Annotated in this window: 19 protein-coding genes; 15 read left to right on the top strand and 4 right to left on the bottom strand. The window is 41.0% G+C overall.

Translation table 11 applies throughout. The features are described 5' to 3' along the window. Positions 1-15: 15 nt before the first annotated feature. Positions 16-1,431, bottom strand: coding sequence for a dihydrolipoyl dehydrogenase family protein (locus METTI_RS11795; protein WP_245596120.1), 1,416 nt, complete (start codon positions 1,429-1,431; stop codon positions 16-18). A gap of 76 nt (positions 1,432-1,507) precedes the next feature. Next, positions 1,508-1,714 (bottom strand): MM0924 family protein, encoded by a 207-nt coding sequence (locus METTI_RS11800; protein ID WP_023846050.1) that lies wholly within the window; start codon positions 1,712-1,714, stop codon positions 1,508-1,510. 176 nt (positions 1,715-1,890) lie between these two features. On the opposite strand from METTI_RS11800, the gene METTI_RS11805 reads away from it, so the two are divergent. From METTI_RS11805 to mtaB, 15 genes are all read left to right on the top strand, one after another. Further along, the gene (locus METTI_RS11805; RefSeq protein WP_023846051.1) at positions 1,891-2,433 is read left to right on the top strand and encodes an Hsp20/alpha crystallin family protein; all 543 of its coding nucleotides are present in this window, start codon (positions 1,891-1,893) and stop codon (positions 2,431-2,433) included. Between the two features lie 105 nt (positions 2,434-2,538). Continuing rightward, positions 2,539-4,560 carry a GAF domain-containing sensor histidine kinase gene (locus METTI_RS11810; protein WP_023846052.1) on the top strand — a complete coding sequence of 674 codons (2,022 nt, stop codon included), beginning with the start codon at positions 2,539-2,541 and terminating at the stop codon, positions 4,558-4,560. Between the two features lie 129 nt (positions 4,561-4,689). Further along, the gene (locus METTI_RS11815; RefSeq protein ID WP_023846053.1) at positions 4,690-6,192 is read left to right on the top strand and encodes a homocysteine biosynthesis protein; all 1,503 of its coding nucleotides are present in this window, start codon (positions 4,690-4,692) and stop codon (positions 6,190-6,192) included. Between the two features lie 2 nt (positions 6,193-6,194). Continuing rightward, positions 6,195-6,587, top strand: coding sequence for a 4Fe-4S binding protein (locus METTI_RS11820; protein ID WP_023846054.1), 393 nt, complete (start codon positions 6,195-6,197; stop codon positions 6,585-6,587). 37 nt (positions 6,588-6,624) lie between these two features. Beyond that, positions 6,625-7,338, top strand: coding sequence for a UPF0280 family protein (locus tag METTI_RS11825; RefSeq protein ID WP_023846055.1), 714 nt, complete (start codon positions 6,625-6,627; stop codon positions 7,336-7,338). A 108-nt stretch (positions 7,339-7,446) separates the two neighbouring features. Continuing rightward, positions 7,447-8,598, top strand: coding sequence for a pyridoxal phosphate-dependent aminotransferase (locus METTI_RS11830; RefSeq protein ID WP_023846056.1), 1,152 nt, complete (start codon positions 7,447-7,449; stop codon positions 8,596-8,598). A 182-nt stretch (positions 8,599-8,780) separates the two neighbouring features. Then, positions 8,781-9,269: a metal-dependent transcriptional regulator gene (locus tag METTI_RS11835; protein ID WP_048135433.1), complete on the top strand. Its 489-nt coding sequence runs from the start codon at positions 8,781-8,783 to the stop codon at positions 9,267-9,269. A 195-nt stretch (positions 9,270-9,464) separates the two neighbouring features. Then, the gene (locus METTI_RS11840; RefSeq protein ID WP_048135435.1) at positions 9,465-9,707 is read left to right on the top strand and encodes a FeoA family protein; all 243 of its coding nucleotides are present in this window, start codon (positions 9,465-9,467) and stop codon (positions 9,705-9,707) included. An 86-nt stretch (positions 9,708-9,793) separates the two neighbouring features. Next, positions 9,794-11,791 (top strand): ferrous iron transport protein B, encoded by a 1,998-nt coding sequence (feoB, locus tag METTI_RS11845; protein WP_023846059.1) that lies wholly within the window; start codon positions 9,794-9,796, stop codon positions 11,789-11,791. Continuing rightward, positions 11,781-12,290, top strand: a complete 510-nt coding sequence (locus METTI_RS11850; protein ID WP_023846060.1) for a hypothetical protein — start codon at positions 11,781-11,783, stop codon at positions 12,288-12,290. The genes feoB and METTI_RS11850 overlap by 11 nt, the downstream gene beginning before the upstream one ends. Next, positions 12,287-12,559 carry a hypothetical protein gene (locus METTI_RS11855; RefSeq protein WP_023846061.1) on the top strand — a complete coding sequence of 91 codons (273 nt, stop codon included), beginning with the start codon at positions 12,287-12,289 and terminating at the stop codon, positions 12,557-12,559. Before METTI_RS11850 ends, METTI_RS11855 begins: the two co-directional genes overlap by 4 nt. A gap of 267 nt (positions 12,560-12,826) precedes the next feature. Beyond that, entirely contained in the window at positions 12,827-14,446 is a 1,620-nt protein-coding gene (locus METTI_RS11860) for a methylamine methyltransferase corrinoid protein reductive activase (protein ID WP_023846062.1), read from the top strand. 39 nt (positions 14,447-14,485) lie between these two features. Continuing rightward, positions 14,486-15,619, top strand: coding sequence for a GTP-binding protein (locus tag METTI_RS11865; protein ID WP_023846063.1), 1,134 nt, complete (start codon positions 14,486-14,488; stop codon positions 15,617-15,619). Between the two features lie 859 nt (positions 15,620-16,478). After that, a complete protein-coding gene (gene mtaC / locus METTI_RS11870) occupies positions 16,479-17,240 on the top strand; it encodes a methanol--corrinoid protein MtaC (RefSeq protein ID WP_023846065.1) in 762 nt (253 codons plus the stop codon). 15 nt (positions 17,241-17,255) lie between these two features. Further along, positions 17,256-18,641 carry a methanol--corrinoid protein co-methyltransferase MtaB gene (gene mtaB, locus METTI_RS11875; protein ID WP_023846066.1) on the top strand — a complete coding sequence of 462 codons (1,386 nt, stop codon included), beginning with the start codon at positions 17,256-17,258 and terminating at the stop codon, positions 18,639-18,641. 180 nt (positions 18,642-18,821) lie between these two features. On the opposite strand, the gene METTI_RS11880 is transcribed toward mtaB, so the two are convergent. Together METTI_RS11880 and mtaA are read right to left on the bottom strand one after the other, a co-directional pair. After that, positions 18,822-20,753: a hydantoinase/oxoprolinase family protein gene (locus METTI_RS11880; protein ID WP_023846067.1), complete on the bottom strand. Its 1,932-nt coding sequence runs from the start codon at positions 20,751-20,753 to the stop codon at positions 18,822-18,824. A 228-nt stretch (positions 20,754-20,981) separates the two neighbouring features. Then, a complete protein-coding gene (gene mtaA, locus METTI_RS11885) occupies positions 20,982-21,992 on the bottom strand; it encodes a methylcobamide:CoM methyltransferase MtaA (RefSeq protein WP_023846068.1) in 1,011 nt (336 codons plus the stop codon). Positions 21,993-22,185: the final 193 nt, after the last annotated feature.

The raw sequence follows: 22,185 nt of genomic DNA on the forward strand, positions 1-22,185 counted from the left end.
AAAAGAATCCAGTATTCATCTGAGCATGTATTTCACATCATAACTGCTGGCAGGATATGCATACATTGCTTCTCTGACATCTGAAAGTGTAAGTCCTGCTTTAATTGCCAGTGTAAAGATATTAATGACATCATCTGCCGCAGGTCCGATAAGATGTGCGCCAACTATCTTTTCCGTATCCTTCTCAATAATTACTTTGGAATAAGAGTATCCCAGATTTGTCCTTCTTGCAGAATAGAATTTGCTGAGATCGCTGGAGAGTACTTTATGTTTTTCTGTGAGATTCTTCTGTGACAACCCAACTGCTGCAAGAGTTGGAATTGTAAAAACGGCAGATGCAATGCCTGTATAGTCTGCTGTATGTTTGTTGCCGTCTATTATGTTAGAAGCAACCACATTTGCCTGAAGACTTGCAGTAGGGGTCAGCGCAGGTCCGGGTAGAATACAATCTCCTGCAGCATAAACTGCTGGATTTGAAATACTCTGCAGGTACTCATTCACTGCAATTGCACCATGTTCAAGTTTCACGCCGCCTTTTTCAGTTTCAAGTCCTTCAATGTCAGGAACCCGTCCAAGGCCATGGACCACCATGTCGCATTTGTGAGTGACTTCTTTTTTGGATTTTTTATCAAAGGTGACCAGTTCCAGTTTGGAATTAATATCGTTTGATTCAGTATTTTCAATATTTTTAGTATTTTTAATATTTTCAGTTTTGTTTAGATGTTTTCTGATCTCCCTGAGTTCCTGTCCGGTTATTACTTTAATACCAACTTTTTCTGATGCATCCACCAATATGTTGACAAGATCCTGATCGAAGTTCTTGAGCAGATTTTCTCCTCTGTGAAGTATAGTTACATCTGCCCCTGCTCTTGCAGCTATGTGTGCAAATTCAAATGAAATATATCCTCCTCCGGCAAAGATTATTTTTTCAGACAAAGATTCCAGGTCAAGAAACTCATCACTTGTGGTCAGGTATTCTGCACCGGTAATGTCTATTTTTCTTGAGGTTGCACCGACTGCCAGCAATATATACTTTGCAGACAGGAGTTTTTCACCCACAAGTAAGGTATTGTGGTCATGGAAGCTTACCGTGCCATGATATGTATCAATACCTGCCTTTTTGAAAGCTGCTTCTTTAGGAGCGGTATATGAATGGACAAGCTCATCCTTGAAACGGATTATGTCACTCCACTGAAGTTTAGGGTTACAGTTAACACCTTTATCGTGCATGCGTCTTCCACTGTCTACGATTTCGGCTGCGCCGCTGAGTATCTTCTTTGGAATACATCCGTGAAAAGCACATATGCCGCCAAAGCCTGCTTTATCTGCAATGGCAACTTTCATCCCTGCCGTCTTAAGTTTGTATGCGAGTGAAGAGCCTGCAACTCCGGTACCAACTATAAAAGCATCGTAATCCATGTCCATTATCATGACTCCAGTAACTAGTCTAATTAAAATATACTTACTTAAGATTATAATTTTTCTTTCAAAAAACAGCAATTAAGATTCAGGAATCTTCATCGTACTTTATTGTAATTATACTGTCCACAGAAACATGGGAATACCGGTCTTTAGTTATCTCAAGGGTAAGGACTCCGTCACTACATGCTTTAACATTTCCACGGAATGTGAGAATGCCGCCACAATATACTATGACATCTTTCCCAAGTAAATGTTCGACAATAAAAGGTTGAATTTTTGATTTGTCTTCCATCTGGTTTCTCTCCCTGTTCTCTTACATTTACAAATTATATTGACACGGTTAATATAAGTATTGATTACTGTTTTTTATATATAATATGCCTGAAACTTCCCCTTCCAAAAGAAAGAAATAGTTCCCAAAGAATAAATAGTGCGACTTCTATCTACCTAGCAAAGCGGAGTATACCTATGGCTGATAAAAGAAAAAAGAGAGGTTTTTTTGACGATATCTTTAACGAAGGCAGTTTTACCGATATAGAAGACATCATCGATCAGATGATGGAAAAGTTCGGTCTTAACTTCGAAGATTTTGAAAAGCAGCCCTTCTTCTATGGTTTTTCAGTATCCCGTCATCCTGGTGAGGAGCCTGAGATCAGGGAATTTGGAAACATCTTCTCAGATGATGAAGATGAGGACGATGATGAAGAATCCATTATTCAGCAGTTTAAGGTAAATGAAAGAAAGCCACTCATGGACGTATTTGAGATAGACGATAAAGTACATGTCATGATTGAGCTTCAGGATGTTAGAAAAGAGGATATCAATCTTAATGTTACTGAAACATCACTTGAGATCAGTGCGGAAAACGAAGATGTGGTGTATGAAGAAAGTATAGATCTTCCTTCAAGTGTTGATCCTGACTCTGCAAAAGCAAGATATCATAATGGTGTCCTTGAAGTAATAATGGAAATGAAAGAACTGGGCATTTCCCGCTCTGTGCATATTGATTAAAGCTATCTGGCTTTATCTCTTTTTTTGTAATCGTTGACCACAATGTATTTATGAGCTACGCGTGTACACTAGTTAGTCTGCTGAAATATAATAAATGGGATGTAAATGTCTGCGAGTTCAGAAAACATAAATGACTCGGTTCTGCCGTTATTGTTGCAGAATACCGATCAGGATCTGTTCACCAGATTAAATATTGGGGTAATCTATCTGGATGAGCATAACAGGGTGCTTTGTTCCAACAAAGTGCTGAGTGACCTTACGGGTTTCACGGCAGAAGATATTTTAAGTCCGGAACATACTGAGCCAGACTTTAGCTCCAGGGAAGATTATGCTTCTCTCCGTGATTTCTTTTTATCATCTCAACCTTTGGGCAAAAACGGAAAGTCACGCAAATTCAGACTGGCAGATAAACATGGAAATCTCAAATGTTTGATGTGTGACGTATTTTCGTTCCCTGATAAATGTAAAAGCAAATGTGGAAAAATTTGCATTATACGAGCCGATGCATCACAGTATACTTATGAAAATGATTATTCATTCGATGAAGACAAAATTGAAAATATGTATCTCAGGGAGAAAGTGCTTTCAAAACTCGGAGAAAAAGCTCTCTCATGCAATAATATCAACATATTAATGGATTATGCATTAAAAACAGCAGCACAAGCCCTGAATGTAAAATTCTCTCTTATTATGGAACTACTGCAGGATGGAAAATTCCTGATGAGGTATGGATACGGTTTTAGCGAGTGGTGTGTGGGTTCCGCACTCGTGGATAAAGATCTGGGCTCTCCTTCAGGATATACGGCTTTAATCGGAAAACCACTTGTAGTAGATGATATGCGAACAGAGGACAGGTTCTTCATTCCTCGTTTTCTTCATGAACACAATATTGTGAGCAGTGTCACTGTTATTATCGGCGACAGGAGTTATATGTATGGTGTGATGTGCATCCACACTGATAAACAACGGAAATTCACTGAACATGATGTAAACTTCCTGCAATCTGTTGCTAATATCCTTGCTGAAAAAATCAAACTCAGGGATTCTTTTAAGTCGCTGGAACTTTACAGGAATCTGATAAACCAGTCCAGTGATTACATAATGGTGCTCAATGCTGTCACAAAGAAGTTCATTTATGTTAGTGACAAAGTATTTCAGGACCTTGGTTTCACGGAAGCTGAGATGCTAGATCAGGATATCTTTGATCCAGGTTGCTTTATAAATGGGCATGATATGCATGAACTTATCGGTAACGTGGCTGAGGATGGCGATCTTGTAGTTGAATTTGAATTATTGGCAAAGAATGGCTTGCTAATTCCTGTCGAGATAAGCTTCTCGTTTGTTGAAGATGAAGGTATTGCTTATATTGTGCTAATCGGTCGTGACATCAGTGAACGCCGCATACTTGAACACGCAATAAAAGAACGTGCAAAGCAGCTTGAATACTCCAACGAGATCAAAAATATGTTTGCAGATGTTACAAGTCATGATCTTATTGGTTCCATCTCTCTGATAGAAGGATTTGCAGCTTATCTTGAGGAACTGGAAACTGACGATGAAAAAAAGCATCTTCTGGGGCATGTTGTAAGCAGTACGGCCAAATTGAAAAAGACAATAGACTCTGCAGCTGTTTTTGCAAAACTGAATTGTGCTTCAGATATGAGTATTGAAGAACTTGATCTTCGTTTGCTTTATTATAGTGCCCTTGAACGGCTGTTATCAAAAGTATCTGAAAAAGCTATCAATGTCGAGTTTGACTGTCCCAGGCAGTGTGATGCACATATTAATCCAATTATCGAGGAAGTTTTCTACAACCTGCTTTCAAACGCTATAAAATATTCTCCTGACAGCGGTACAATTAATGTGGCTATTAAACAGGAAGTCAGCAAATGGAAAGTAAGCATATCCGACGAAGGGCCTGGAATCTCTGATGAGGATAAAATTAAGATATTTGACAGGTTCAGACGAGCTGATACTTCGCATAAAAGTGGTCATGGCCTTGGCCTTGCAATTTCCCGCATGGCATTGAAATGTCATGGTGAGGATATTCATGTTGAAGACAATTGCACCGGTGTCGGCACTACTTTCTGGTTTACTGTTACTGTTGCCGGTATGTCTGAGTCATAACTTTAATTAGGAATTGCGCAGATAAATTAAATCTCATTATTTGTTCCTGAATGGTATCTATGATTACTAATTACCATAAGTAATATATAGGTATCAAAAAATTACTGTTATGCTTTAGAGGTATATGGCATGGTTAAGAAAACAATTCACGAGATCAATAGCAAGATCAGAGATGGAAGTGTCAATGTGGTCACTGCCGAGGAAATGGTTCACATTGTAGGTGAACTTGGTGCAGAAGGGGCTGCAAAGGAAGTTGATGTTGTAACTACCGGGACATTTGGTGCTATGTGTTCATCGGGTGTCTGGCTGAACTTCGGTCACTCAGAACCACCTATCAAGATGCAAAAGGTCTTCCTCAATGACGTGGAGGCATATACTGGTGTTGCGGCAGTTGACGCTTTTATCGGTGCAACACAGATCTCTGAAACACTTGGCATGGATTACGGTGGCGCCCATGTAATTGAAGACCTGATAAGCGGTAAGTCCGTGCATCTTCATTCAATGTCCCATGGAACGGACTGTTATCCCAGAAAGGTTCTTGATACCACACTTTCCCTTGATGATATGAACCAGGCCATCATGATGAACCCTCGTAATGCATATCAGAAATATAATGCTGCGACAAACAGTACCCGGAGCACAATTCACACTTATATGGGATCCTTACTCCCTTCATTTGGAAACGTCACTTACTCAGGTGCCGGTGTTCTTTCACCATTATCAAATGATCCGGATTACATGACCATCGGTACCGGCACAAGAATATTCCTCGGAGGTGCCCAGGGTTACATAGTCGGAGAAGGAACCCAGCATTCATCCGGCGGAGGTTTTGGTACGCTAATGGTTCAGGGTGACCTTAAGAAAATGAGTACTGATTATATCAGGGCTGCAAATTTCACCGGTTACGGTACTTCACTTTACGTTGGAATGGGTGTTCCAATTCCAATACTGAATGAGCAGATAGCCCAGGCAACTGCGGTGAGTGATGCGGGTGTAACTACCAAAATTCTGGATTATGGTATCCCAAGCAGGGACAGGCCGGCAATACGGGATGTGACCTATGAGGAACTTCGCAGTGGCTTTGTAGATATCAATGGAAAGGAAGTTCCGACATCTTCGCTTTCAAGTTTCAAGAAATCCAGGATAATTGCAAATGAACTTAAAGACTGGATAGCAAAAGGGGAGTTTTTCGTATCAATGCCTGTTGAGCGGCTTCCAAAACACATATCCGCAAAACCAATGAAACAGACAGAAGGTATTGCTATTGTTTCCGATATTATGGCTGTAAATGTGGTGACCATAAACAAGGATGCCAGTGTCTATGATGCGGCAAAGATTATACAGGATACTTCATTTAACCATCTCCCTGTGCTGAATGATGACAGGACTCTGGCAGGAATTATTACTGCATGGGATATCGCAAAGGCGGTTTCTCTCAACAAATTCGATCTTGTGGAAGATATAATGACCCGCAAGGTCATAACTGCAAATGTGGATGAACAGGTGGCGGTAGTTGCAAGGCGGCTCGATCTGAATGAGGTTTCCGCAATGCCTGTAATTAATAAAGACGGACATGTCATAGGTATGATTACAAGTGACGACATCAGCAAATTGTATGCCAGGAGGTCATAGATTTGAAGATCAAGATCAATATTTCAAGTGATATACTCACAAAACCAATAATGGCGGAAGCTATACTGGAAACTGGTGTACTGCTGAACATCTCCCAGGCACATTTTGACCGTTCCCACGGCGAAGTCGTTGCGGATGTTGAATCGGATAGGTTTGATGAAATGTGTAAGGCACTGACAAATAAAGGTGCAATGGTCATAAAGCTGGATATACCTATCAAATGGGATGAGGATGAGTGTGTTGAGTGCAGTGCATGTGTTTCTGTCTGTCCGACAAAGGTTTTCTCTCTTGCAGAAGATTTCAGTCTGGTTGTAGATGATAAAAAATGCATCCAGTGTGGAACATGCGTAGATATGTGTCCCCACAACGCTTTATCACTTGGCAATAACAAGTGATACATTCTTTTTTTATTCTTTTACCGGATGCATTGTTATGAAAGAGTATTTCAGGCTGAAGGAGACCATTGTTACAATTCAGGCAGACTCAGAAGTATATATTGAAGTTGCCCGTGAGTCAATAAGGAAAAATCGCAGGGAACTTGAATCATTTATTGCATATGACCCTTTTTTCCAGAGTACCCTTGAGCCTTATGACCACAATGGTGATTTTCCTGAAGTTGTCAGCAGGCTGATAAACGCAGGAAATGCCATGGGTATCGGACCAATGAGTGCCGTGGCAGGCACGATATCTGCCCTTGCGGTGGAAGCTATGGTTGATGCCGGGGCTAAGTTTGCTATTGTGGATAACGGCGGTGACATTGCTATTATCAACGATCGGCCTGTACTTATGGGGATTTATGCAGGTAATTCCGCTCTAAAGAATCTTGGTTTTGTAATGGAAGCAAGAGACTCAATCACAGGTGTTTGTACATCTTCTGGTAGTGTTGGTCCTTCCATAAGTTTTGGAATGGCAGATGCTGCGGTTGTATTTTCAGATGATGTATCCCTTGCAGATGCTGCGGCAACTGCTCTTGGAAATGCTACTGATGTCGGGAGGGATGCAGTTGAAGCTTCCTTTGATGTTGTAAAGAATGTCGAAGGAATAAAAGGAGCAATTGTTATTCAGGGTGAGTTCATGGGTTTCTGGGGAGATGTGCCTGATATCCAGAGGGCTGATGTAAAATATGAATGCATCACCAAAGGCTGAGGCATTCTGTGCAAGCTTTTGAAACAAAAATCTTTTATTGTTCTGTTCCAATCCTGAATCTGTTTATTTTCTGTAATGCGCACATAGCTTGCGCGGACGATGAGTAACATGTTATCTGAAAAAGTCGCAAACATTCCTCCATTTTACGTAATGGAGGTACTGGAAAGGGCACAACAGCTTGAAGAAGAGGGAAGAAGCATAATCCACCTTGAGATAGGTGAACCTGATTTTCCAACAGCTTCGCATATCTGTGATGCTGCAAAGGCTGCAATGTGCGCAGGTAATACAAGATACACACACAGCCAGGGGCTTATAGAACTGCGGCAGGCTATTGCAAAGAACTATAAAGACAGGTTTGATGTGGATATTGATCCCGGGCAGATAATTGTAACTTCAGGTACCAGTCCTGCGATGCTCTTGCTTTTCCTTGCGCTTATTGATCAGGGTGATGAGATTATAATGTCAAATCCGCATTATGCATGTTATCCGAATTTTGTAACAACTGCTGGTGGAGTGCCTGATTTCATTTACACCAATGAGGACAATGGTTTCATGTTACAGCCAGATGAGCTTGCCACACATATCAATCCTAAAACAAAAGCGATTCTTATCAATTCCCCATCTAATCCTACTGGACAGGTGCTGCCCGCAGAAACTCTGCAGAGGATTGCAAAGGTTGCAGGCGATGTCCCAGTTATATCTGATGAAATTTATCAGGGACTTGTCTATGAAGGTGAGGATCATACTATATTAGAGTATACTGATAATGCCTTTGTTCTTAATGGTTTTTCCAAGTTGTATGCCATGACCGGCTGGCGGCTTGGCTATCTGATTTCACCGATGCAGTATGTCAGAACCTTGCAGAAAGTGCAGCAGAACCTTTTCATTTCCACAAATGCATTTGTCCAGCATGCAGGTGTTGCCGCTCTAGAAGGTCCGCAGGAGCAGACGCTGGAGATGGTAAAGACATACAACGAGAGACGTCTTTATCTTATTAAGAGGCTCAGGGGGATTGGTTTTGATATAAAGGTCGAGCCCAAAGGCGCTTATTATGTTCTTGCAGATGCTCGTAAGTTCAGTGAGGATTCACTTGCACTTAGCAGGCAGATACTTGAGGATATTGGGGTTGCCGTTACTCCTGGTATTGATTTTGGTCAGGGTGGCGAAGGACATTTACGTTTTTCCTATGCTAACAGTCTCGGGAACATAAAGGAAGGTATGGACAGGCTTGAAAAATACCTGAATAAAGAACGATGTTAATACAGCATCGTTCTGTATTTCTATCCTTTTTTATCCGTCACTTATTTACTTATTTTTATATTAACTATTTTTTGTAGGTTTAATTGGTAAACTTAAAATACTACCTGTAGTATACAAAATTATAACCTACAATTATTAGATTGAAGGGCAACCTGTTTACAAAATCCATGGGTAGTTTTGAAATGACAACTGAGAGAACTGAAGATTATCTGAAGGTCATCGAGAAGATAATTGAAAGAAAAGGCTATGCACAGGTCAAGGATGTTTCAAGGGAACTTGATATTAGTTCTCCGAGTGTCACCGGAATGTTCAAGAAGCTTACCAAGATGGGTTACATCAATTATGAGAAATACGGTGGTGTCACACTTACTTCTGAAGGTGAAAAAATAGCAAAATGCACCATGGAGAAGCACGGTGTCATTAAAGACTTTTTACTCATTTTGGGTCTGGATAAGGAAATTGCAGATCAGGATGCCTGTAAGATAGAGCATGTACTGGCACCGGAAACATTTGAAACGCTCACCAAGTTCGTAGAGTTTATGAATATGAAGGATGAATGGCCATACTGGCTGGACCATTTCAACTATTATTGTGAAACAGGCAAGTACATTGATTGCAGTCCATCTGCAAAAGATACCTGCCCCATTCATGGTAAAACTCATGACAAGTGATAAATTCCGGTAATTTGCTATTGAAATTCTTTTATCATTTTCTTTTTTTATTATATTTCTCTGTAGTGTTCTAATGGTTGTTACTATAAATGTGAATATCTTTTGTTTTTTGTATACTGAAACAATTTAGGTAATGCGAAATTGCTATATACAAAAAACAGGTTAGAGCTACCATTAAAAAGGACAGGTAATGACTTGAACGAAGATCAGGAGACCACACTGGATACGCTAAAACCCGGAGAGAAAGCCAGTATAACAAAGGTAAGGGTCAAAGGCACTGCAAGGCGAAAACTCATGGATATGGGAATGGTTGCAGGAACTGAGATTGAACTTGTCAGGAATGCTCCTCTTGGGGATCCCATGGATTATAATATAAAAGGTTACCACCTGTCTATCCGTAAAGAAGAAGCAAAACAGATATTCATTACCAAGCTCTGAACTGGCTATTTTCCAAACCTTTTAGATATTTTGTGTCATTATTGTATATTGTAACATTATAGTATAACAGTTCCTGGGGATATTTCATGGAAGGCAGGAAAATAAAGATAGCATTAACAGGAAACCCTAATGTAGGTAAGACTACGCTATTTAATGCGCTGACAGGTTCCAGGCAGCATGTGGGTAACTGGCCTGGTGTCACCGTGGAAAAAAAGAGTGGCAGGGTCTCGTACAAAGATTATGACATCGAAGTCATAGACCTGCCGGGCACTTACAGCCTTACTGCTTATTCAATGGATGAGATAGTTGCCCGTGATTTTATCATTGAGGAGAAACCGGATATTGTCATTCAGGTAGTGGATGCATCCAATCTAGAAAGGAATCTCTATCTTACAACCCAGCTCATGGAGCTTGGTTCTGAAATTCTCATTGTACTCAATATGTGTGATATTGCAGAGGAAAGAGGCGACCGTATCTATATAGATAAGATGGAAGAGCTTCTTGCAACTCCTGTGATAAGGACTGTTGCCAGCCAGAAAAAAGGTATCTGCGATCTTCTGGATAAGGTTATTGAACAAAAAGAGATCCAGCAACATCATGGTCACGAAATAGGATATGGAAATGAGATTGAGGACAAAATCCTTGAGATAGAGAAAGTACTTGCTGAGGATGAAACGCGAGACATCAGATATCCACTCAGATGGTTAAGCATACGCCTTCTTGAGGGAGATAGTAATGTTGCTGGGAAGATCTCACAAAGTCCTGTTTATGATCGGGTAATGCAGATAATCGATTCCATTGATCAGGAGGAATATGAAGCTGAAATCGCTGATAAGCGCTATCTTGCAATCAATACTGTCTTTCCTCAGATGTGTACCCGTGCCAACGACAAACTTACAAAATCTGATATGATTGACAGGGTGCTTACCAACAAGTACCTTGGTATTCCAATATTTTTAGCACTTATGTGGGGTGCATTTGAGCTGACATTTGCCTTTGCAACCCCTTTTATGGATATGATTGACATTGCATCAACATGGTTTGCAGATTATGTGTCATCAAGTCTTCAACCTGCATGGCTCGCATCCCTTGTAGGTGACGGTATCATCGGTGGTGTGGGTGCTGTACTTGTATTTGTGCCAAATATCTTCATATTGTTCTTCCTGCTATCACTTCTGGAAGGAAGCGGTTATCTTGCCAGAGCAGCGTTTATTATGGACAAGCTGATGTATAAGATAGGCATGCATGGCAAGTCATTCATCCCGATGCTTATGGGATTCGGATGTAACGTGCCTGCTATAATGGCTGCAAGGAGCATAGAGGATGAAAAGGACAGACTTATCACTATATTAGTAGTGCCCTTTGTTTCATGCGGAGCCAGACTTCCTATATATGTATTGTTTGCAGGAACTTTCTTTGGCAGGCAGGCAGGCACTGTGATATTTGGTATGTATATACTGGGGATTATTATTGCCATAATATCTGCCAAGTTACTCAGGGCAACAGTTGTTAAAGGCAAACCTGCGCCATTTATCATGGAGCTTCCGCCTTACAGAGTCCCGACTTTGAAAACAAGTCTTATACACATGTGGGACAATGGTTTCATGTACATCAAGAAAGCCGGTACTATTATACTAGTAGGTGTTGTGGTAATCTGGGCACTTGCATCGTTTCCATGGGGCGTGCAATATGGAAGTGAGGATAGTTATGTAGGCTCACTCGGTCATGCAGTAGAACCCATTCTTAAGCCACTTGGTTTTGACTGGAAAATTTCAGTTGCATTAATATTCGGACTTGTTGCCAAGGAAATAGTTGTTGCTTCAATGGGTGTTCTTTACGGAGCCGGTGACAATTCAGATGTGCTTAGTGACAGATTACTTGCAGATTCCGGTTTAACTGCTTTGAATTCCCTCAGTCTTATGGCTTTCAGTTTGCTGTATATGCCATGTGTGGCAACTGTAGGTGTTATCAGAAAAGAGACCGGTTCATGGAAATGGACAATATTTGCAATTTTTTACGGAATTATTGTGGCTTGGCTCACTGCATTTGTAATATATCAGGGAGGTGTTCTGCTTGGATATTAATTCAGTAATGGAAGAAAAGCCGGATACAAAAGTTCCGATGATTTTTTCAGTTATCTGCGGTTCACTTTATATTATAATGGGACTGCTGCAGCTGGCAGCTGGAACCGGTAAGATAATACTTGGTTCTGAATTTTCAATTCCACTTAGCAACGTTCTTTTTGTGCCGGCGGATATTATTGGCTCTTTTGTTCTGTTACTTATCGGAACTGTCTTTATTTACGGTGTGCTGGAAATGCGTTCAGGAGTCTATGAAGGTATATCCTATGCTTATGTGGGAATTCTTCTTGCCCTAATATTTGCGTTCATATATTTGCTTGTGTGCACGGGTAATTTGCTTGAGACTCATCTTCTTATGAATGAGGAATTTGAAGGATGGACGCCTCTCAGCGATATGAGTCCTGGTATATATCTTGCAATTCTGCCGCTTTTTGCATATATTAAATGGAAGGATATTTTTGAACCAGTTCCGGGAACTAATATCAGGGTGGATTTAAAATGATTAAGGAAACGCTGAAGGTGCTGTTCATAGACAATTGCACTCTCCAGGAAGCTGCAGACAAATTAGGCGTTAAACAGAATGACATCAAGGACCGGCTTCTCATGCTGCAACATATGGGGTATGTACGGGAGATATGTAATAATTCCATTCCAAAGTCTTCTGCATGCTGTTCATGCACTGCGGCATCTTCCTGTTCTGATAATGATGATATTTCAGGCTCAAAGGCATATCAGTTGACTGATAAAGGCAAGCGGATCTGCCGTAACTAATAAAACAGCATCTATAGGTCATATTTTATTATTTTTTGTGTTTGTGGAAATGCAAAACCTGAATATTTCAATCATCACTATTATTCATGTGGTTTTATTTTCATGTATGGATATTCTACGGTACTGTTAAATCTCAGCGGTTTTAAGATGTACTTCAATCAGTTTAAATAATGCCAAACAGACACAAAAAATACCGCAACATATATTTTTAAGTTCGGACACAGATACTACGTTATTAAATTTAAAAAGGAATTAAAAGGGATTCAAATGAAACTTGGAGTTGCAATAGACATAGGTACCAGTGGTATCAGAGCACAGAAAATAGATCTTGACACTGGTGATATCCAGAAGACAGTTATAACTCTCCGTAACCCGCTCCCTGGGGCAAACGTTATGGACCACCTGGACTTTGCCATCACTTATGGTCTTGATCTTGCTCAGGGTCTGCACGTCAATGCTGTAAAGCATGTTATAGAGACATTGGGAGTTAAACCGGAAGAACTTGAAAGAATGTCCATTTGTGGAAACCCTATACAGCTTTCAATTTTCCAGGGAATCCCAATCGATGACCTTGCATATGCAGGAGAAAGGAAGAAGGAAAGACTGAACATTCAGGAATCAGACAGAAGTGCCAGGATCATTGATTGTTCAGAAATCAAGGGGCTGGATGTATATCCAAACGCACAGCTTGTTGTTCCACCTGCAATCAGGCATGAAGTTGGTGCCGATGCTCTTGCACTTATTATCAAATCAGGATTCCTTGATACAAAGGAAACTGCAATTGCAACAGACTACGGAACAAATGCTGAAATGGCTCTTATCCATGAAGGTACCATCTATACAGGCTCCGCCGCAGCAGGTCCTGCTCTTGAAGGTCAGCAGATCAAATACGGTAACCTTGCATCTCCATTTGTAATTTCGGATGTTGAATTTGAAGGTAAAAACATGCGTAACTACGTACTTGACGACGAAATGAATACTGTCAAGGCACAGTTGATCAACCCTAACAATGGGGATATCATTGAAGAGGATTCCATTAAGGCAAAGGGAATTACCGGAACAGGTGTTATTGCAATAATTGAAGCAGGAATGAAGGATGGAATTATCACACTTCCAAAGATCAACACACCGGACCACATCCTCTATCTCCAGGACAAAATCAAGTTCTTTGAGAGCGATGTCGAAGCAGCGGGTCTTGCAATCGGTGCTATCCGTGCAGGTCACCTTGCACTCTGTAATGCAGCAGGTGTTGAGGTTTCTGATGTCAAGAAGGCATACATGTCCGGTGCTGCAGGTACTTACATGGACGCTGTCAAGGCACACCAGGTCGGTATGGTTCCATTTGATGTTGACGAAGTTATCCAGATAGGTAACACTTCACTTATTGTTGCAAGGGAAATCCTTCTTTCAGAGGACAGGCTCTGGGAACTCCAGGACATTGCAGCAAAGATTGTCAGCAATCACGTAATGTTTGCAACAGATCCGGCATTTAAGGAAGCATACATCCAGGAGATATCATACTGGACAGAAGGAATGCCATTCAAGATGCTTAAGAAATTCCTCAAGAAGAAGGGACTTCCAAAGATTGACCTTCCTGAGAAAGAAACAACTGTCACCAAGGTTGTTGAGAAAGATATCCCAGTACTCGGTCCGGAAGGACTTCAGGTCATTGAACAGGTCGGTACATATCTTACAATGAAGGTCGACTGTCCAGAATGTCCAAAATGTATCAAAGTTTGTCCAAATGACGCGATCACCATTGATGATGAAGGCGTTGTCATGATCAGTTCAGATCTATGTGATGGTGCAAACTGTAAGAGATGCATTAATGCCTGCCCCAAGGAAACATTCAGGTGGGAGAATCTGGTTGTAATGGAGAATGCTTAATTTGCTTTCTCTTCTTTCAATTTTTAGAAGGAATAATTTATGAAAATACTCGTTGTTGGTGGATTTTTAGGTAGTGGAAAAACATCCACCATTATTCGTTTAGGAAAAGAATTTAGTGAAGCCGGCCAGAAGGTTGCAGTTATTGTCAATGAAATTGGTGAAGTAGGTCTTGATGGTGATGTCATTTCCAAATATGGTCTTGATATGACTGAGCTTACAAGTGGTTGCATTTGCTGTTCTCTTAAAGTTAATATGAAAACAACTTTGACCATTCTTAACAGGGATTACCAGCCTGATGTCATATTAATAGAGCCAACAGGAATTGCATTCCCACAGATAATCAAGAATGAAATAGATCTGATGGACCTGAAGAATACCACAGTTCAACCTCTTGTAACACTGATTGATGGTAGCAGGTTTAAGCAACTGATGAAGGAAGCAAAGAATTTTGCAATGCGTCAGATAATTGATGCTGAAATCTTATGTATTAATAAGATCGATCTTGTTGACGATATACGTTTGCCTATTCTTGAAGCCTCTGTGCAGCAATTAAATCCAAAGGCAAAAGTGCTCCTCCTTTCATCCTCCCGGGAAGATGAACACTGGTTTGAATTTGTCGAACTTGCAATGGGCGATGCTCCCAGTCAGCATGGTCATCATGAGTTAAAGACCACAAGTGCGGATACTGAGGTCATTGATGAGGCAACAGGGAAGCCTGTAGAGCAGACAATGGATTCCATTGAGGCTTCAGGTATAGCCAGTTATGCTACTGAGTTTGTACTGGATGGTCGCATTGCCACAGATGTCGCACAGGCAACAGCCAGGGATATTATGACAGCTCTAAAATCTAAGGTTATAGAGCTCAGTCCTGAATTTGTGGGGCACATTAAGCTCTTCATTGAATCCGGTTCTAATACTGTAAAGACTAATCTTACGGCATATGATCAGGATATTACCATGGAAGTCATTGATACGGAGACCGGGCAAGTGCCAAGACTAAAGGTTCTCTCGGCAGTTTCAAGTATTGACCGTGACAAGCTTGTGAATATAGTAAATGATACTATTTCTGAAAAACTGGGCGACCAGAATATAGTTTTCAAGCACAACAAGCCTCATGATCATGATCATGATCATGGGCATATCAAACCAATAGATTTAGTCAATAACAATTGATTATGAGTGATTATTGCAGCAATTATCTTTGCTGCTATCTTTTTTAGGAGTATATTCAGTTTTGTTGTTACCATTTCATTTTGAATCTGTGTTTTGTGTTCTTCATTTTCTTTGTTTCTTTCGTAGGACCTCTGTCCTAAAATATGTAATATATAAGTATAACGCATTACATGCACTTTTGTGAACTGTTCTAATATTTCTATATCGAGTCTTTGTACACTTCGACTTTTGACGATACTTAAATCGAACGGTTAACAATTAGTAACAAAAATCTATATTGAATTAATTGTCTAAAATAATTATATATGCAACTAAAATTTATTGGGCAAAAAGGCACACATATTAAATAAAATAGTTTTTTACTTTTTTATATTTAGATGATTAACAAATTCAATTTCGACAAGGAAACTTTAGTTATGTCTGCAAAATTGGAAAAAATGTGCGGTCCTATTTAAAGTTAACTGTCACTCTCTTATTTACTTTTATATTAATGTAAATAAAATCATAAAAAACCCGGTTTACATTCTAAATATAATCAGGCACTTTGTGATGCATTAGTCATAAAAAATGAAATCTAGTGGTACTGTGTAAAATTATGCTTTGTTTTGATATTGTTTTATTATTATAAATGTACGAAACCGCTAGGTTTATATAGCTATCTAGAATACGTGGTTATGTGGAAAGATGAAGTTAACAAATGACTAAAACATATTAGCAAATGGTTGTGGAGACTTTTGCTGAATGTAAAAATGTCATATGTCAACAGATATCCATCTGCTGTTTACAAAAGCATAATTCGTTTGAATGTATGCCAGCGTTGCAGCAGGAAGTCAATCTAGATCTAAGGAGGTAGAATTAGATGGATGTAGACCCAAGCAAAATATTAGTTAGGTACAATGTTGCTAAAGAAAAAGCACAGACACCTGAAGAGATGGCAGCTGAGATGTATCCAAGCGCAGAGCCTGGAAAGACAATTTGTGCAGCAATCTTTGATGGAGAAGAAGACGACGTAATCGAAGGTCTTGAGAAGGCAATCGAGGGCGGAGCAGATCCAGTAGCACTCATCGACGACGTGCTTATGGTAGGAATGAAGATCGTCACAGACTTATACGACCAGGGTGTCATCTTCCTGCCAAACGTAATGATGTCAGCAGATGCAATGCTTGAAGGTATCGAATTCTGTAAGGAACAGGGTGGCGCAGCACCAAAACCAAAAGGAAAGGTTGTTTGCCACGTAGCAGAAGGTGACGTACACGACATCGGTAAGTCAATTGTAGCAGCACTCCTCAGAGCAGCTGGTTACGAAGTAGTTGACCTTGGCCGTGATGTACCAGTCGACGAAGTTATCGCAGCTGTAAAGAAGGAAAGCCCAATGATGCTTACCGGTACAGCATTGATGACCACAACCATGTACGCATTCAAGGAAGTCAACGACAGACTCCTCGAGTCCGGTATCAAGATACCATTCCAGTGCGGTGGCGGAGCAGTAAACCAGGACTTCGTAACACAGTACGAGCTCGGAATCTATGGTGAAGAGGCAGCAGACGCACCAAAGATGGCAGACGCAATCCTTTCAGGAAAGGGTCTTGCACAGCTTAAGGAGCAGTTCCACAAACACTAAACAGAGGTGACAGAAATGGTAAAAAGATACACATCACTTGCATACAAAGCAGCTGACGACATGATCTTCGGTAAGTCAGTCTACCCAGTAAAAGCAGAGCTCGGATTAGAAGTAGGTGCTGGATACGTTACAGCAGAAGTTAACTATGCACCAAGACCAGAAGCTGGTGTCTCCAAGGAGAAACTTGTTTCTGAATACCGCAGACTCACAACCGACATTATGGCAAGAGCAGTCCAGATCGGTTTCCCTGCAGTATCACTTGAGACAGAACACGTCGAGCAGATGACCAACAACCCAGACTGGGGAGGAGAAATCGCTCACGTCCAGAAGACAATCCTGGAAGAATACCACGAAGAATACGGAATCAAATGTGGTCTCAGACACACACCTGGTGACATCCGTGAGAACCGTGACCTTCTTGCACTTATCGGCGCAAAGTATGACACCCTTATGGAGTCATTCGAAGCTGTAGCAGATGCAGGAGCAGACTTCCTGTCCATCGAAACAATGGGCGGTAAGGAAATTCTCGACTACGCAATCCTCAGGAACGATATTCCTGGTCTCGTATATGCAATTGGCTGCCTCGGTTCAATTGACATGACCATGATCTGGGAAGACATCAGGAAGATCGCAGACAAGAAGGGAAGAATTGCAGCTGGTGACACAGACTGTTCACAGGCAAACACCGCTATGTTCATAGCAGGTGGTCTCCTTGACAAGAACCTTGCACACACCATTGCAATCATCGCAAGAGCAATTTCCGCACCAAGGACACTTGCAGGATATGAAGCAGGTGCTCAGGGTCCAGGAAAGGACTGTGGATACGAGAACACAATCGTAAAAGCAATCACCGGCTGCCCAATCGCTCAGGAAGGAAAGACCTCAACCTGTGCACACGCTGATGTAATGGGTAACCTTGTCATGCAGTGCTGTGACCTCTGGTCAAACGAGTCTGTAGAATACCACGGTGAATTCGGTGGTACCTCAGTACAGTGCTGGTCCGAGTCCCTTAACTACGATGCAGCAATGCTCAACGTAGCAACCGAGACCGGAAACGCAAAGATGCTCCGTGACATCCTCGTACTCTCTGACAAGTACAGAGACCCACAGGGATACGTCCTCGCATACGACAACGCATACAAGGTAGCTGAATCAATCGCAAAGGACGGAGACGACCTTTACCTCCGTGCAAAGAACGCAGCAATCTCATGCTGTGACATCCTGAACGATGCTGACAGCAAGAAACTTGTCATGTCCAAGTTCGAGATCGGTGCACTCAACGATGCAAAGGCAGCACTTGACGCAATGACTGACGAAGCTGACACCTTCATGAGTGACAGCCTCGAGAAGTACAAGGCAGAAGTCGCTGTATTCAGACCAGACGACAACTACAAGTTCTAAGTCTAAAAGCGAAACAAGTTCTTAAGGAACTTGTTCCTTTTTTCTTTTTTTAGTTATTTGAGTTTCACTTACTGTTAAGTATATTTTATTTTTAGAATATAGAATTTTGAAACTACTTATAGTACGAATCCATTCTGGAATTAGTTTCTCAAATCCAATTTAATATAAAAAATAAATGGGTTATTTTATGAATCTCTTGGGATAACCTATGCCCGTTATCTGTATCACTGTTTCAACAGGATCATGTTTCCAGTCCTCTGGAGAAAATGTTTTTTTTGTCATGTTTATATCAAGGTTGTCTCTGCTGACTCCGCATTCTCCCATGTATTCAACAACCATATTCTTTCCATGCATTTCCGCATATTCCACAGCTTCACGATAATCTGAAAAACTATTTCTTCCTTCAGGAGAGAATACATAATACCCTGCATCAAGATCGTTGATTGATACCGGTCTTACGATAAGTTCTATTCTTCGGATTCCTTTCCCAAACAGAGCTCCGGCAGCATTGCCAACCTGGGCATGTTCAGGGACAGCAATTTCCGCATCAATTATGCCTTCCATAATTTCTTTATACGCTACAACGGGACCACCAAGAAGAACAACCGGAATGTCCACTTTAAATCTGGCATTGAATTTTCCATCAACAATTTTCTTAATGCCATTTATCTCTATATCAGGCAAGATGTAAGTCATCAGGTTGAAAGCCATGTTCTTTGCAACTATTTCCTTTACTTTTGTGCTGAATTCAACGTCAGTCATTTTATTCAGTTTTCCAAGTTTTTCAGCCCCAATTACTGATGCTTTTGTATCCCATGAGTTGTACTCTCCTAAAACATGAAGTGCGTCCGATGGTGTAAATCCAATAGCCTGAATTAGCCTTTTCTGTATAAGTGAGTCCAGTATAACAGTAGAAGGATAGCGAGTTGAAATTGCAGCAATTTCATCCAGACTCATTGGTTCATTAGCAATAGCTTTGAGGACTTCAGCTTCAGAATCTTCAAGTCCTTTAGGTTCAAAACCGGATCTCATGAAAAACTTTGTAGGCTGGATATTTCTGTCAAGAGTACTTCTCTTAGGAATAAGATTTCTTTTAAGTTTATCCAGAAATCCCGGAAATTTAGATGATGCAAGGCAGAGAGGAATTACTCTTCGTGGTCCGATATGGATTACTTTGTTGCGTGTCCAGACATGACTGTCGCCACCCATGGCAGATGTCTCCATCCTGGTTGCACGGACACGGGTTTTCCATCCTCCTACGACTGCACCCGTGTCTGAAAGTTCAGGAATACCGTCTTTAATGGCAGATACATCAGTACTGGTTCCACCAACATCTACAACTGCACATGTGTCAAATCCAGAAAGGAAGGAAGCTCCCACAAGACTTGCAGCGGGACCTGAGAATATCGTTTCAACTGGTTTTTCCAGCGCATCTTTTAAACCAACAACTGTTCCGTCACATTTCAACATTAATAGACGTGCATCTATTTCTCTTCTTTTTATTTCGTCTATTACAGAAAGGATAAATTTATGGGATATTGGAAGAAGTTGCGCATTAAGGGATGCTGTAACAGCACGTTCATATGCTCCAAGATCCTGGGAGAGTTCATGACCGCAGACCACAGGCAGTCCTGTAATTTTGTGTAGAACATCGGTAATTTCAAGTTCATGTTCCGGATTTCTTATGCTGAAAAATGAAGATACAGCAAAAGCTGAAACATCATCCTTATACTTTTCAGCAAACTCTTTTACTGCAGCGATATCTGGTTTTTGAATTTCTTCTCCATTGTAACTATGCCCTCCGGAGATTGAAAGCACATGTTTTGCAGGAAAATCTCCTTTTACAGGATGTTCACCCACAAGAATAAGAGCAACAGGACTTCCGGTTCCTTCAAGTACTGTATTGGTAGCAAGAGTTGTTGAAACTGACACCAGATTTACTTTTTTTACATATTCAGAATCGAGGGTATCAATGGCATTTTTTATTCCTTCAACAAGATCCGGGTATGTTGTAAGTGCTTTCCCTGAACCTACTACCGTTCCATCTGAATCTCTTACAAGAATCGCATCAGTATACGTGCCACCAGCATCAATTCCTAGACTATAGTGCATAATATATCTCCTGTTTTACAATGCAAAAGAACCAAAGTTAAATTTGAAAAGACGTATGAAATGTGCAAATAACCTTTGATCAATAAAAGATGTGCTCAGGTTATATTAAAGAGTTATGTTAACGCCGAAGACTAAAAACGAAAGCAATAAACGCAAAATCAGTTTAAATTATGCAAAAAAAGAATAGTGCATGACCATAGTGAACTATGGCATGCTTTGTTAAAGAATTTATGCGTAGTATTCGTCTCTTGCTTCGACCATTGCCTTAAGGTTTGCAACTGGTGTGTCAGGTGCAATTCCACAGCCTGGTGCGAGGACATCGATTCCGTTGTCAAGAGCGGTCTTTGCTGCTTCCTTGACAGCTGCTTCGTCGCCTGCAAGAAGTACGAAAGGACTGGATACGTTACCGCAGATAGTGACCTTGTCTCCTACCTTTGCCTTTGCGCCTGCAAGGTCCTTTACCTTCTCTTCGATACTGATGGACTCGAAGTGGCAGTCTGCCATCATTTCGATGATTGGGGATACGTCACCACAAACGTGGAGAATCATTGGTCCCTTTACACCGTCAGCAAATTTCTGGAGAACTGGCTTGAGCATCTTGTCGAATGTGTCAGGAGCCATAAGGTCTGGGGATGCTACTGGGTCTGGTACACTGATTACGTCTACTCCTGCGTCGAAGAGTGCGTTTGCGTATGCAGTACATGCCTCACATGCGAAGTCGAGGATCTTTTCGAAGTCTTCTGGCTTTTTGATGGACCATTTCATGAACTTCTTTACACTTGCAAGGTCAGATGCGAGGGTAACTGGACCTTCCATACCTGCGATGATTGGTACGTCGTCTCCTACCTTCTCTCTGATGATCTTCATTGCTTCCATTACAGCAGGAATTCTGCCTATGCTAAGGAGATCCTCTGGCATAGCAAGGTCTTCAACACCCTTTGGGTATGGGTGACCTGTGACTGAAGGCTGTCTGTTCTTTGTACCCATGTTAATTTCACAGCCCATTGCTTCTGCAAGTACTGTAAGACAGTATGGAGCTCTTACACCTTCAAGACCACATACTTCGTATGATGCGACTGCAAGGTCTGCCATCTTCTGTGCGTCGGTGTGTGCCTCTGGCCATGCTGCACCTGTCTGGTCCATGAGCTCAACAATAGCGGACTGTGTTACTGTGCACACAGGTACTTTGTCTACTTCTTCACCTTTTAATGCTTTGAGTAATCTTTCTTTCATGTTCATAATGAATCCTTCTCTGTTGAGTAGATTTTAGTCACCTTGATTTGCGTTACATCAGATATAAAACTATTGGATTAAAGCAGGGGATGCAGAAAATGAAAAATAATTCGAATTAATAACCATTAACAAATAAGAAATTTAGTAAACAAATGTCATCGAAATACAACAGATTTATTAAAAATAAGAAAAGAAAAAC

The sequence above is a fragment of the Methanolobus tindarius DSM 2278 genome (assembly GCF_000504205.1).
GTDB lineage: Archaea > Halobacteriota > Methanosarcinia > Methanosarcinales > Methanosarcinaceae > Methanolobus > Methanolobus tindarius.

Bases quoted from the DNA above. Each gene is read 5' to 3' on its own strand.
- mtaB (WP_023846066.1), top strand. From the start codon at position 17,256: ATGGTAAAAAGATACACATCACTTGCATACAAAGCAGCTGACGACATG.
- METTI_RS11835 (WP_048135433.1), top strand. From the start codon at position 8,781: ATGACAACTGAGAGAACTGAAGATTATCTGAAGGTCATCGAGAAGATA.
- METTI_RS11805 (WP_023846051.1), top strand. From the start codon at position 1,891: ATGGCTGATAAAAGAAAAAAGAGAGGTTTTTTTGACGATATCTTTAAC.
- METTI_RS11860 (WP_023846062.1), top strand. From the start codon at position 12,827: ATGAAACTTGGAGTTGCAATAGACATAGGTACCAGTGGTATCAGAGCA.
- METTI_RS11815 (WP_023846053.1), top strand. From the start codon at position 4,690: ATGGTTAAGAAAACAATTCACGAGATCAATAGCAAGATCAGAGATGGA.
- METTI_RS11800 (WP_023846050.1), bottom strand. From the start codon at position 1,714: ATGGAAGACAAATCAAAAATTCAACCTTTTATTGTCGAACATTTACTT.
- METTI_RS11795 (WP_245596120.1), bottom strand. From the start codon at position 1,431: ATGATAATGGACATGGATTACGATGCTTTTATAGTTGGTACCGGAGTT.
- METTI_RS11865 (WP_023846063.1), top strand. From the start codon at position 14,486: ATGAAAATACTCGTTGTTGGTGGATTTTTAGGTAGTGGAAAAACATCC.
- METTI_RS11855 (WP_023846061.1), top strand. From the start codon at position 12,287: ATGATTAAGGAAACGCTGAAGGTGCTGTTCATAGACAATTGCACTCTC.
- feoB (WP_023846059.1), top strand. From the start codon at position 9,794: ATGGAAGGCAGGAAAATAAAGATAGCATTAACAGGAAACCCTAATGTA.
- METTI_RS11810 (WP_023846052.1), top strand. From the start codon at position 2,539: ATGTCTGCGAGTTCAGAAAACATAAATGACTCGGTTCTGCCGTTATTG.
- METTI_RS11825 (WP_023846055.1), top strand. From the start codon at position 6,625: ATGAAAGAGTATTTCAGGCTGAAGGAGACCATTGTTACAATTCAGGCA.
- mtaC (WP_023846065.1), top strand. From the start codon at position 16,479: ATGGATGTAGACCCAAGCAAAATATTAGTTAGGTACAATGTTGCTAAA.
- METTI_RS11880 (WP_023846067.1), bottom strand. From the start codon at position 20,753: ATGCACTATAGTCTAGGAATTGATGCTGGTGGCACGTATACTGATGCG.
- mtaA (WP_023846068.1), bottom strand. From the start codon at position 21,992: ATGAACATGAAAGAAAGATTACTCAAAGCATTAAAAGGTGAAGAAGTA.
- METTI_RS11830 (WP_023846056.1), top strand. From the start codon at position 7,447: ATGTTATCTGAAAAAGTCGCAAACATTCCTCCATTTTACGTAATGGAG.